Source organism: Pseudomonas sp. Irchel s3f10, from assembly GCF_900187515.1.
Classification (GTDB): Bacteria; Pseudomonadota; Gammaproteobacteria; order Pseudomonadales; family Pseudomonadaceae; genus Aquipseudomonas; species Aquipseudomonas tensinigenes.
Window position 1 is genome coordinate 168,142 of record NZ_FYDZ01000006.1, and the last position, 12,398, is coordinate 180,539.

Annotated in this window: 12 protein-coding genes; all 12 read right to left on the bottom strand. The window is 56.3% G+C overall.

Annotated elements, in window-relative coordinates:
- Positions 1-35: 35 nt before the first annotated feature.
- Positions 36-926, bottom strand: coding sequence for a glucose-1-phosphate thymidylyltransferase RfbA (rfbA, locus tag CKW17_RS15515; RefSeq protein ID WP_095120514.1), 891 nt, complete (start codon positions 924-926; stop codon positions 36-38).
- Positions 923-1,816, bottom strand: a complete 894-nt coding sequence (gene rfbD / locus CKW17_RS15520) for a dTDP-4-dehydrorhamnose reductase (protein WP_095120515.1) — start codon at positions 1,814-1,816, stop codon at positions 923-925. Before rfbD ends, rfbA begins: the two co-directional genes overlap by 4 nt.
- Positions 1,813-2,889, bottom strand: coding sequence for a dTDP-glucose 4,6-dehydratase (gene rfbB, locus CKW17_RS15525; RefSeq protein ID WP_176470079.1), 1,077 nt, complete (start codon positions 2,887-2,889; stop codon positions 1,813-1,815). Before rfbB ends, rfbD begins: the two co-directional genes overlap by 4 nt.
- A 223-nt stretch (positions 2,890-3,112) precedes the next feature.
- A complete protein-coding gene (locus CKW17_RS15530) occupies positions 3,113-3,352 on the bottom strand; it encodes a LapA family protein (protein ID WP_095120517.1) in 240 nt (79 codons plus the stop codon).
- A 26-nt stretch (positions 3,353-3,378) separates the two neighbouring features.
- Positions 3,379-3,675 carry an integration host factor subunit beta gene (ihfB, locus tag CKW17_RS15535; protein ID WP_003189779.1) on the bottom strand — a complete coding sequence of 99 codons (297 nt, stop codon included), beginning with the start codon at positions 3,673-3,675 and terminating at the stop codon, positions 3,379-3,381.
- Between the two features lie 152 nt (positions 3,676-3,827).
- The gene (locus tag CKW17_RS15540) at positions 3,828-4,106 is read right to left on the bottom strand and encodes a hypothetical protein (RefSeq protein WP_007908433.1); all 279 of its coding nucleotides are present in this window, start codon (positions 4,104-4,106) and stop codon (positions 3,828-3,830) included.
- A 204-nt stretch (positions 4,107-4,310) separates the two neighbouring features.
- Positions 4,311-5,993, bottom strand: a complete 1,683-nt coding sequence (rpsA, locus tag CKW17_RS15545; protein WP_053122458.1) for a 30S ribosomal protein S1 — start codon at positions 5,991-5,993, stop codon at positions 4,311-4,313.
- A 119-nt stretch (positions 5,994-6,112) separates the two neighbouring features.
- Positions 6,113-6,802: a (d)CMP kinase gene (cmk, locus tag CKW17_RS15550; RefSeq protein WP_064391442.1), complete on the bottom strand. Its 690-nt coding sequence runs from the start codon at positions 6,800-6,802 to the stop codon at positions 6,113-6,115.
- Positions 6,799-9,006 carry a bifunctional prephenate dehydrogenase/3-phosphoshikimate 1-carboxyvinyltransferase gene (locus CKW17_RS15555; RefSeq protein WP_256586243.1) on the bottom strand — a complete coding sequence of 736 codons (2,208 nt, stop codon included), beginning with the start codon at positions 9,004-9,006 and terminating at the stop codon, positions 6,799-6,801. Before CKW17_RS15555 ends, cmk begins: the two co-directional genes overlap by 4 nt.
- A gap of 28 nt (positions 9,007-9,034) precedes the next feature.
- Entirely contained in the window at positions 9,035-10,147 is a 1,113-nt protein-coding gene (gene hisC, locus CKW17_RS15560; protein ID WP_095120519.1) for a histidinol-phosphate transaminase, read from the bottom strand.
- A 13-nt stretch (positions 10,148-10,160) separates the two neighbouring features.
- A complete protein-coding gene (gene pheA, locus CKW17_RS15565; protein WP_095120520.1) occupies positions 10,161-11,255 on the bottom strand; it encodes a prephenate dehydratase in 1,095 nt (364 codons plus the stop codon).
- Positions 11,255-12,340, bottom strand: a complete 1,086-nt coding sequence (serC, locus tag CKW17_RS15570; protein WP_095120521.1) for a 3-phosphoserine/phosphohydroxythreonine transaminase — start codon at positions 12,338-12,340, stop codon at positions 11,255-11,257. Before serC ends, pheA begins: the two co-directional genes overlap by 1 nt.
- Positions 12,341-12,398: the final 58 nt, after the last annotated feature.

A 12,398-nucleotide genomic window follows, 5' to 3' on the forward strand; every position in this document is an offset into this window, starting at 1 on the left:
CTGGATTTACTAATCCAGAGTGTGCTTCGCTCGAATTACAGCGAGCCATGATCCAATAGCTTTTGAAGATATTGGCCGTACCCGGTTTTTTTCAGGCGCTCAGCCTGAGCCCCAAGTTGTTCCGCGTCAATCCACCCATTGGTATAAGCAATTTCTTCAAGACACGCAATCTTGAATCCTTGACGATGTTCAATGGTGTGCACAAAGTGGCTTGCTTCGAGCAAAGAATCATGAGTCCCTGTATCAAGCCATGCAAAACCACGTCCGAGCATTTGAACACTGAGCGATTTTTGCTGAAGATAAACTCGGTTGACGTCAGTAATTTCCAACTCGCCTCGTTCAGACGGCTTGATGCTTTTGGCGATATCAACAACCTGATTGTCGTAGAAGTACAAGCCAGTTACTGCATAGCTGGATTTTGGCTGAGCAGGCTTTTCCTCAATACTCAAGGCACGACCGGAATCATCAAACTCGACGACACCAAAACGCTCCGGGTCAGAAACGTGATAGCCAAAAACTGTGGCTCCACTTTCCTGATTGCTGGCGGCGCGCAAGTTGTCCGAGAAATGATGCCCGTGGAAAATATTGTCGCCCAGAATCAAGCAGCAAGGGTCCTCGCCAATAAATTCCTCACCGATAATAAATGCTTGAGCCAAGCCATCAGGACTTGGTTGCTCTGCATAGGTCAACTTGATGCCATACAGGCTGCCATCACCCAGCAGCTTACGGAAACAAGGCAAATCCTCAGGTGTAGAAATAATGAGGATTTCCCGCATGCCTGCAAGCATTAGCACCGACAGCGGATAGAAGATCATCGGCTTGTCGTAGATAGGCAACATTTGCTTGGATACGCCCAGGGTCAACGGGTGTAGACGCGTACCCGAACCGCCAGCGAGAATGATGCCTTTACGATTTGTAGTGATCATTTATTTAAAACTTCCATAAGCATTCGGGTGACACCACTTTGCCAATCCGGCAAGTGCAGAGAGAAATTGTCGCGAATTTTTTGAGTATTTAGACGCGAATTCAATGGCCGACGTGCGGGAGTTGGATAGGCCGTCGTATCAATCGGATTCACCTCCTTGACTGCCAGATCTTCGCCAACTGCACGTGCAAAGTCGATGACGTGAGCCGCATAACCGTGCCAAGAAACCTCACCACCGGCAGCCAAGTGATACAAGCCACCCAGTTCAGGGGCTTGCTGCACTTTCTGAATTGCCAAGACAGTAACATCCGCAATGAGATCTGCACCTGTAGGTGCGCCAATTTGATCGGCAATGACATTGAGACTTTCGCGGTCTTTCGCCAGGCGCAACATTGTTTTGGCGAAGTTGTTACCACGCGCGCCATATACCCAACTGGTACGAAAGATCAGGTGCTTGCAGCCGGACTGCAGAATCCCCTGCTCACCGGCGAGCTTGCTGGCTCCGTAATGATTCACCGGAGCCACATCGTCTGTCTCTTGCCAAGGAGACAGACCGAGGCCGCTGAATACGTAATCGGTCGAATAGTGTACTAGCCATGCACCCAGAAGCGCTGCTTCTTCCGCCATAACCCGGGTCGCTTCACCATTGACCCGATCCGCCAGTTCCTTGTCCGACTCGGCCTTGTCTACTGCGGTGTAAGCCGCGGCATTAACAATCACATCGGGTTTGACTTGGCGAATAGTCATACGCAGCGCGTCGAGGTTCGCCAAGTCACCGCACAAATCACCAACCGCGTTACGATCCAGTGCAATCAAATCACCAAGAGGGGCGAGAGCGCGTTGAAGCTCCCAGCCAACCTGGCCATTTTTGCCGAGCAAAAGGATTTTCATGCTTTCACCGAACGGTCGCTGTAGTTGGCGTCAATCCACTGCTGGTAGCTGCCACTTTTTACATGCTCCACCCATTCGATGTTAGTCAGATACCACTCGACGGTTTTACGAATTCCGGACTCGAACGTTTCTTCCGGAGTCCACCCCAACTCTTTTTGGATCTTGCTGGCATCAATTGCATAACGCTGATCGTGGCCCGGGCGATCCTGGACATATGTAATCAAGCTGGCATGCGGCCGATGGACGGAATCAGGACGCAACTCATCAAGCAAAGCACAAAGTGTGTGAACCACCTCGATGTTCTGCTTTTCGTTATGTCCGCCAATGTTGTAAGTCTCGCCGATTACACCTTCAGTAACGACTTTATACAATGCACGAGCGTGATCTTCGACATACAGCCAGTCGCGAACCTGATTGCCTTTGCCATAAACCGGCAGCGGCTTGCCTTCCAGCGCATTGAGAATGATCAACGGGATCAATTTCTCAGGAAAGTGGCAAGGGCCATAGTTGTTCGAGCAATTTGTAATCAATGTCGGCAGGCCATAAGTACGTGCCCAAGCGCGAACCAAGTGATCGGAACTGGCTTTGCTGGCCGAATAAGGCGAGCTTGGCTGATAGGGAGTGGTCTCGGTAAAGAGATCTTCTGGCCCTTCAAGATCACCGTAAACTTCGTCGGTTGAAATATGATGGAAACGGAAGTTGGCTTTACGCGCATCATCCATTGAAGTCCAATAGTGGCGGGCAGCTTCCAGCAGAGTGTAAGTTCCGATGATGTTGGTCTGAATAAATTCGGATGGACCGGTAATCGAGCGGTCGACGTGGGACTCTGCGGCCAGGTGCATGATGGCATCTGGTTTATGTTCACGCAGGACACGGTCGATCTGATCGCGATCACAGATATCGACACGCTCGAACACATAGCGCGAGTCGCCGCTAACTTCCGCCAGGGACTCAAGATTACCGGCATACGTCAGCTTATCGACGTTGATCACTGCGTCGCTAGTATTGGAAATGATGTGACGGATGACTGCCGAGCCGATGAACCCGGCGCCGCCGGTAACTAGAATTTTCACGCGAAACCATACCCTTGAGCTGCGGACAGTGACACCAACGAGCACTGTCTAATCCATGAAAGCAGAAGCCGTCAAACTGAGGCTTCCGTCAGAGCCAGACTGAATCGACGTGGAATAGTCCACTATCGAACAAGGGGTGTATTTTACAGCTTAATGAATCTTTTACTAATGGATATAGACAGCCTGGGACGCAAATTCGACAGACGCCCTGCGCCTTGCACATTCAGACGAGACGCTTGCGTGCTGCCCTGGACGAACGACCCAGAAACCAGCCAAGTACTGGACCCACAAGCATACCGATCAGCAATGCCAGCACTACGACCATAGAGATCGGGAGCTCAGGAGCTGCCCACCCTAAAAACAACAACGGCACTGATTGCTGATTCTCAAGCACAAACGCCAGAATCACCAAGACCAGCAGAAGAATAAAAATACCAATAAAGATGCGTTTGAGATTACGCATGAGAACCTCTTAAGAAATGGCGACTGTCAAACCCCCTCCTCCTCTTCCTCATTCACCCGATCGCGAAGCTCTTTACCCGGCTTGAAATGCGGAACGAATTTACCGTCAAGGCTGACAGACTGGCCAGTCTTTGGATTGCGGCCAACGCGAGGCGCACGATAGTGCAGAGAGAAACTGCCAAACCCACGGATTTCGATACGATCACCGGTGGCCAGACATTGGGACATTTGTTCAAGCATGGTCTTGATGGCCAGCTCCACATCCTTGGATGAGAGCAGCCCTTGATGGGTGACAATTCGTTCGATCAACTCCGACTTCGTCATATTTTTCCCTTCTTTTTCAAGCAGCTAGATCAGCGCTTGAAAGGTTTTAGCACGCCCGGAAGATTTTGAACAGCCCAGGGATTGACATATCTTCCACCGCGTCGAAACGCCCGTTTTCAGGGCATCACAGCAACAAACAGGGCACAGCATACTTAACGGCATATCACTAGCATGGTTCGCGTCACGTAGCCCGCCGGGTTGAAGCCAAAAGGAAACTCATCTTCATCCTTGGCATCATCTGATCGCGTGATCACTTTGTAGCCCGCGCCCTTGCACTCCTTTGCCGCGCGCTTCTGGCATTTCTCCCAGCCAGAGCCCAACCCAGAGCAATCGACCTCTATACCACTGACGCCACGCACAGCATGGGTTTTGGCACTGGTCGTACAGCCCGCCAGAACCAGTACAGCCATGAGGACAATAAACTTGTTCATCCACTTCCTTATGCCAGGCAACTGCCCGACGACTACACGCTTAAGACCAAGCTTAGTCGTGAATAGGCGATTGATCCGATTAAAGAAACAGACCACCCAGAAGCCAGATTGGTTTCACCAAAACCGTCATGCAAGCCGCGGACACTAAATCGCAGGCACAAAAAAGGGCGACCGAAGTCGCCCTTTTTCATGATCAAGCAGAACTTAGTTCTGTTTGGCCATTGCCTGGCGCAGCAGTGCCGCCATGGTGGTGTCGCCAGTAGGAGCTTCTTCAGCCTTCAGGCTTTGGATAGCTTCTTTCTCTTCAGCATCGTCTTTCGACTTGATGGAGAGCTGGATCACGCGGCTCTTGCGGTCAACGCTGATGATCTTGGCTTCTACTTCCTGGCCTTCTTTCAGAACGTTGCGCGCGTCTTCAACGCGGTCACGGCTGATTTCGGAGGCTTTCAGAGTCGCTTCGATATCGTCGGCCAGAACGATGATGGCGCCTTTGGCGTCAACTTCTTTCACAGTACCTTTAACGATGGCGCCTTTGTCGTTCTCTTGAACGTACTCGGAGAACGGATCGCTTTCCAGTTGCTTGATACCCAGGGAGATGCGCTCGCGCTCTGGGTCAACCGACAGGATAACGGTGTCCAGCTCGTCGCCCTTCTTGAAACGACGAACAGCTTCTTCGCCAACTTCGTTCCAGGAGATGTCGGACAGGTGAACCAGACCGTCGATGCCGCCGTCCAGACCAATGAAGATACCGAAATCGGTGATCGACTTGATGGTGCCGGAGATTTTATCGCCCTTGTTGAACTGGCCAGAGAAATCTTCCCATGGGTTAGATTTGCACTGCTTGATGCCCAGGGAGATACGACGACGCTCTTCGTCGATGTCCAGAACCATAACTTCCACTTCGTCGCCAACTTGTACGACTTTCGAAGGGTGGATGTTCTTGTTGGTCCAGTCCATTTCCGAAACGTGTACCAGACCTTCAACGCCTTCTTCCAGCTCAGCGAAGCAGCCGTAGTCGGTCAGGTTGGTTACACGAGCGGTAACGCGAGTGCTTTCTGGGTAACGGGCTTTGATAGCAACCCATGGATCTTCGCCCAGTTGCTTCAGGCCCAGGGAAACACGGTTGCGTTCGCGATCGTATTTCAGAACCTTAACGTCGATTTCGTCACCAACGTTGACGATCTCGGAAGGATGCTTGATGCGCTTCCAGGCCATGTCGGTGATGTGCAGCAGGCCGTCCACGCCACCCAGATCGACGAATGCGCCGTAATCGGTGAGGTTTTTGACGATACCTTTGACTTGCTGGCCTTCCTGCAGGGATTCCAGCAGAGCTTCACGCTCGGCGGAGTTCTCGGCTTCCAGGACGCTGCGACGGGAAACGACAACGTTGTTGCGCTTCTGGTCCAGCTTGATGACCTTGAATTCCAGCTCTTTGCCTTCCAGGTGCGTGGTGTCGCGCACTGGACGGACGTCAACCAGGGAACCTGGCAGGAACGCACGGATGCCGTTAACGTCGACAGTGAAGCCGCCTTTAACCTTACCGTTGATAACGCCCTTGACCACTTCCTCAGCTGCGAAGGCTGCTTCCAGAACGATCCAGCATTCAGCGCGCTTGGCTTTTTCACGGGACAGCTTGGTTTCACCGAAACCGTCTTCAACCGAGTCCAGCGCAACGTGAACTTCGTCACCGACATTGATAGTCAGATCGCCAGCGTCGTTGTAGAACTGCTCAAGCGGGATGAGTGCTTCAGACTTCAGGCCAGCGTGAACGGTTACCCAGCGAGCTTGGTAATCGATATCAACGATAACACCGGTGATGATGGAGCCTGCCTGAAGGTTCAGGGTTTTTAGGCTTTCTTCAAAGAGTTCCGCAAAGCTTTCGCTCATTTTAATTCCTGTAAATGAGGGCGAAGGATACGCCCATCTCCACACCCCAGACGGTGTGGGTTAGTTTCATATAGAAGAAGCGTCGCAGGACTATGACTGGTCCCCTGCGGCCTTCTTGGTCACCCGGCGATATCGCGAATGGCGATCTCGCTCATGATGCGTTCAAGCACCTGATCGATGGACAACTCCGTGGAATCCAGCTGTATGGCGTCAGCCGCCGGCTTAAGCGGGGCTACCGCTCGCTGGGTGTCACGCTCATCGCGTGCACGGATCTCATCTAGCAGACTCGACAGACTAACACCCTCGACTTTGCCCTTCAACTGCAAATATCGACGGCGCGCCCGCTCCTCGGCACTGGCGGTCAGGAAAATCTTCAATGGCGCATCGGGAAAAACCACCGTACCCATATCGCGGCCGTCGGCCACCAGGCCCGGCGCTTCCTGAAAAGCACGCTGGCGCTGCAGCAGCGCCTCGCGTACGGCGGGCAATGCAGCCACTTGCGAAGCGCCGGAGCCGACGCTTTCGGTGCGAATGACATCGCTGACTTCGTCACCTTCCAGAATGATCCGTTGCAGCTGACCTTCGGTCGCGGCAATGAACTGAACATCCAGATGAGCGGCGAGTTTCTTCAGCAGCTCTTCATTGGTCAGGTCGACACCATGATTGTGCGCAGCAAACGCCAGCAGGCGATAAAGCGCACCGGAATCCAGCAGATTCCAGCCCAGACGCTTGGCCAGAATCCCGGCGACCGTGCCCTTGCCCGAGCCGCTTGGCCCATCAATGGTGATGACCGGTGCAATGTTTTTCACGACTGAGCCTCTTGTGCCACACGAATACCGACCTGCCCGCAAAGCGCGAGGAAGTTCGGGAACGACGTCGCGACGTTGGCGCAATCATGGATGCGGATCGGTGCAGTGGCGCGCAACGAGGCAACGCTGAACGCCATCGCAATACGGTGATCGCCGTGACCGTGCACTTCGCCGCCGCCGATCTGGCCGCCGTCGATGATGATGCCGTCCGGGGTCGGCTGGCATTTGACGCCCAGCGCCAGCAAACCATCCGCCATGACCTGGATGCGATCCGATTCCTTGACCCGCAACTCTTCAGCGCCAGTCAGCACGGTACGCCCTTCGGCACAGGCAGCCGCCACGAACAGCACCGGGAATTCGTCGATGGCCAGCGGAACCAGCTCTTCGGGAATCTCGATACCTTTGAGTTTAGCTGCCCGTACGCGCAGGTCAGCCACAGGCTCGCCGCCGACTTCACGCTGGTTTTCCAGGGTGATGTCCGCGCCCATCAGACGCAGGATGTCGATCACGCCAGTACGAGTCGGATTGATGCCGACGTGCTCGAGCACCAGCTCTGAACCCTCGGCGATCGACGCTGCCACCAGGAAGAACGCCGACGAGGAGATATCGCCAGGCACTTCAATGTGAGTCGCGGTCAGCTTACCGCCAGACTCAACCGAAGCCGTCGCACCTTCAACGCTGACCGGATAACCGAAACCACGCAGCATGCGCTCGGTATGGTCGCGAGTCGGAGCCGGCTCGGTCACGGTGGTCTTGCCTTCAGCGTACAGACCGGCGAGCAGCAGGCAGGACTTCACCTGAGCACTGGCCATCGGCATGGTGTAGGTCAGCCCCTTGAGCTTGTGCCCACCACGAATGGTCATCGGTGGACGACCTTCAGCAGCGGTTTCAATCACGGCGCCCATTTCACGCAGTGGATTGGCTACGCGATTCATCGGACGCTTGGACAGCGAGGCATCGCCAGTCAAAACACTGTCGAAGTTCTGCGCCGCCAGCAAGCCGGACAGCAAACGCATCGAAGTACCGGAGTTACCCAGATAGATCGGGCCCGGCGCCGGTTTCAGACCGTGCAGGCCGACACCGTGAATGGTCACGCGGCCGTGATGCGGGCCTTCGATGACCACACCCATGTCGCGGAATGCCTGCAAGGTCGCCAGGGCGTCTTCGCCCTCAAGAAAGCCTTCAACTTCGGTGACGCCTTCGGCCAGCGAGCCGAGCATGATCGAGCGGTGGGAAATGGATTTGTCACCCGGTACGCGAATCCGACCGGACAGGCGGCCACCAGGTTGAGCCAGGAAGATCAGATCGTTGGAATTCATAGCGTCCACATAGGCCCTGCGGGCCAGGATTTTACTGAAATGCTCGCGGGCAACCCGGGCGCGCGTGAAAACGCCCAGCAATTGGTGCCCATCCCCTGCATCGACCGCGTCGCGCAAGGCGTCGAGGTCGCTGCGAAATGTATCGAGTGTGCGCAGGACAGCCTCGCGGTTGGCGAGGAAGATGTCGTGCCACATCACCGGGTCGCTTCCGGCGATTCTTGTGAAATCGCGGAAACCGCCCGCAGCGTAACGGAAGATCTCAAGATTTTCATTGCGCTTGGCCAACGAATCGACAAGACCGAAGGCCAGCAGGTGCGGCAGATGACTGGTCGCGGCCAGCACCTCATCGTGACGCTCGACCTGCATGTGCTCGACGTCGGCACCCAGTTCGCGCCACAGACGATCGACCACAGCCAATGCGGCCGGATCGGTTTGCTCAAGCGGTGTGAGAATCACTTTGTGGCGGCGGAACAGCTCGGCATTGGAGGCTTCCACCCCGCTCTGCTCGGAACCGGCAATCGGATGCCCCGGCACGAAACGCGGCGGCATAGCGCCAAACGCTTCGGCGGCCGCGCGCACGACATTGCCTTTGGCGCTGCCGACATCAGTCAGAATCGCCTGCCCCAGATCCATGCCCGCCAGACGCGCGAGCACTTTTTCCATGGCCAGGATCGGAACTGCCAACTGAATTACGTCAGCGCCCTGACAGGCTGCCGCCAAGTCATCTTCACAGCGATCCACAACGCCCAACTCAACCGCCAACTTGCGCGATTGCGGATCGAGATCGACCCCGACCACTTCGCGGCAGATGCCGCTTTCACGCAAGCCTTTGGCAAACGAACCACCGATCAAACCCAGACCGACCACCACAAGGCGACCGATCATAGGTGCAGCAGATTGCAGTGCAGTGACATCACCCACGAGCCAGAACCTTGCGCAGCGCTTCAAGGAAGCGGCTGTTTTCCGCCGGCAGACCGATGGTCACCCGCAGGTGGTTCGGCATACCGTAGTTGGCCACCGGACGCACGATCACGCCTTCGCGCAGCAAGCCCTGAAACACCGGGGCTGCGACTTGAGCGAGGTCGACGCAGATGAAGTTGCCTTTGGATTCGATCCAGCTCAGCCCCAACTCACGGAAACCGGCCTGCAACTGCTGCATGCCCGATTCGTTGAGCTGGCGGCTTTGCGCCAGATATTCCTCATCCTTCAGCGCCGCACATGCTGCCGCGAGGGCCAGACTGTTGACGTTGAACGGCTGGCGAACACGGTTCAGCACGTCAGCGACAACCGGAGTCGACAGACCGTAGCCGACGCGCAGCGCCGCCAGACCATAAGCCTTGGAGAACGTGCGCGACACCAGCAGATTCGGGTAAGCGGCGAGGAAATCCAGACCGTCCGGCAGATCGCTGCCTTCGGCGTACTCGATGTAAGCCTCGTCCAGCACTACCAGCACGTGCTCCGGAACATCCTGGAGGAATTCGTCCAGCGCTTCTGCGCCGAACCAGGTGCCGGTCGGGTTGTTCGGGTTGGCGATAAACACTACGCGGGTGTTGGCATCGATAGCGGCGAGCATTGCCGGCAGGTCATGCCCCCAATCCTTGGCCGGTACCACTTTGGCCTGAGCACCGACCGCTTGAGTAGCAATTGGATACACCGCGAACGCGTGCTCACTGAACACAGCGTTCAGGCCCGGCGCCAGATAGGCGCGCGCGACCAGCTCAAGAATATCGTTGGAACCGTTACCCAGAGTGACCTGGTTCAGTTCGACACGGCATTGCTCGGCCAGCAGCGATTTCAGCGCGAAACCATTGCCGTCCGGATAACGGGTCAGTTCGGCCAACTCTTCGCGGATTGCCGCCAAGGCTTTCGGACTGGCACCCAACGGGTTTTCGTTGCTCGCCAGTTTGACGATTTTGGCCGGATCCAGATCCAGCTCGCGCGCCAGTTCGTCCACAGGCTTGCCCGGAACGTACGGCGAAAGTTGTTGCACGCCCGGCTGTGCCAGAGCGAGGAAGTTGCCACTCATTTGCTACCGCCCCTTAGAGAACTGCTTTCGGGTAGGAACCCAGCACTTTGAGTGCTACTGCTTCCTGACTGATCTTTTCCAATACACCTTTGATCAACGGATCACGGTGATGGCCGACGAAGTCGATGAAGAACACGTAAGTCCATTTGCCACTGCGTGACGGACGCGTTTCGATACGGGTCAGGTCGATCCCGTTGTCGTGGAACGGCACCAGCAGCTCGTGGAGCGCGCCGGGCTTGTTGCTCATCGACACGATGATCGAAGTCTTGTCGTCGCCGGTCGGCGGCACTTCCTGGTTACCAATCATCAGGAAGCGCGTCGAGTTGTCCGGACGGTCTTCGATCTTCTCGGCCAGACGGGTCAGGCCATACAGCCCTGCCGCCATGTCGCCGGCAATCGCCGCCGAATTCCACTCACCTTTGACCCGCTTGGCCGCTTCGGCGTTGCTCGACACCGCCACGCGCTCGACATTCGGGTAATGCGCATCCAGCCACTTGCGGCACTGGGCCAGCGACTGCGCGTGGGAATAGATGCGGCTGATGCTGTCGGTCTTGGTACTTTCACCGACCAACAGGTGATGGTGAATGCGCAGCTCGACTTCGCCACAGATGACCATGTCGTGCTCGAGGAAGCTGTCCAGCGTGTGGTTGACCGCGCCTTCGGTGGAGTTTTCCACCGGGACCACGCCAAAATTCACCGCACCGGCCGCCACTTCACGGAACACTTCGTCGATCGCCGCCATCGGCCTGCTGATCACCGCGTGACCGAAGTGCTTCATGGCCGCCGCCTGGGTGAAGGTGCCTTCAGGGCCGAGGTAAGCCACTTTCAGCGGCTGCTCCAGCGCCAGGCACGACGACATGATTTCGCGGAACAACCGCGCCATCTCTTCGTTGCCCAGCGGCCCCTGATTGCGCTCCATGACACGCTTGAGCACCTGAGCTTCACGCTCAGGACGATAGAACACTGGCACTTCGCCTTCGGCCAGCGAGGCCATCTTTACTCGCGCGACTTCCTGGGCGCAACGCGCACGCTCACTGATCAGCTCCATGACTTTGGTGTCCAGAGCGTCAATGCGAACGCGCAGTGCCTTGAGTTCTTGCTCGGACATCAGCCGTGTTCCTTCTCGAATTCAGCCATGTACGCCACCAGCGCATTAACCGCAGTGATGTCGACGGCGTTGTAGATGGAGGCGCGCATGCCGCCCACGGAGCGGTGGCCCTTCAGATTGAGCAGGCCGCGCTCTTCGGCACCGACAAGGAACGGCTTGTCCAGACGATCATCGGCCAGACGGAACGGCACGTTCATCCACGAGCGGTCCGACTTGTTGATCGGGTTGCTGTAGAGGCCGCTGGCGTCGATGAAGTCATACAGCGTGCGTTGCTTGACGTCATTCAGTTTGGCGATGGCTTCAACGCCACCCTGCTCTTTCAGCCACTGGAACACCAGACCGGACAGGTACCAGGCCAGAGTCGGTGGGGTGTTGTACATCGAGCCGTTATCCGCCGCGACTTTGTAGTCGAGCATGGTCGGGCACAGCGCACGCGCCTTGCCCAGCAGGTCTTCGCGGATGATGTTGACGACGATACCGCTCGGGCCGATGTTTTTCTGCGCGCCGGCGTAGATCATGCCGAAACGCGAGATATCGACCGGACGCGAGAGGATGTCCGAAGACATGTCAGCCACCAGCGGAACGTCGCCGACTTCCGGGATCCACTGGAATTCCAGACCGCCGATGGTTTCGTTCGGCGCGTAGTGAACGTAAGCGGCGTCTTTCGACAGCTTCCACTCGTTCTGGCCCGGGATGGCGAAATAGTCGTAAGGCTTGGCGGTGGCGGCAACGTTGACGCGGCCGTAGCGCGAAGCTTCTTCGATGGCCTTCTGCGACCAGATACCGGTATCGATGTAGTCGGCAGAACCGTTTTCCGGCAGCAGGTTCAGTGGGATCTGCGCGAACTGCTGGCTGGCGCCACCTTGCAGAAACAGCACTTTATAATTCGACGGGATATTCAGCAGGTCACGCAGATCCTGCTCGGCCTGGGTGGCGATGGACACGAACTCATCGCTGCGATGGCTCATTTCCATGACCGACAGACCCTTGCCATGCCAATCAAGGAGTTCACCCTGGGCGCGCTGCAGGACAGCTTCGGGAAGCGCCGCAGGACCGGCGCAGAAGTTAAAGGCTCGCTTGCTCACATCCAATCTCGCTCTGATTTGATATCACGCATTAAATCGTATCGACCGTCGACACAGG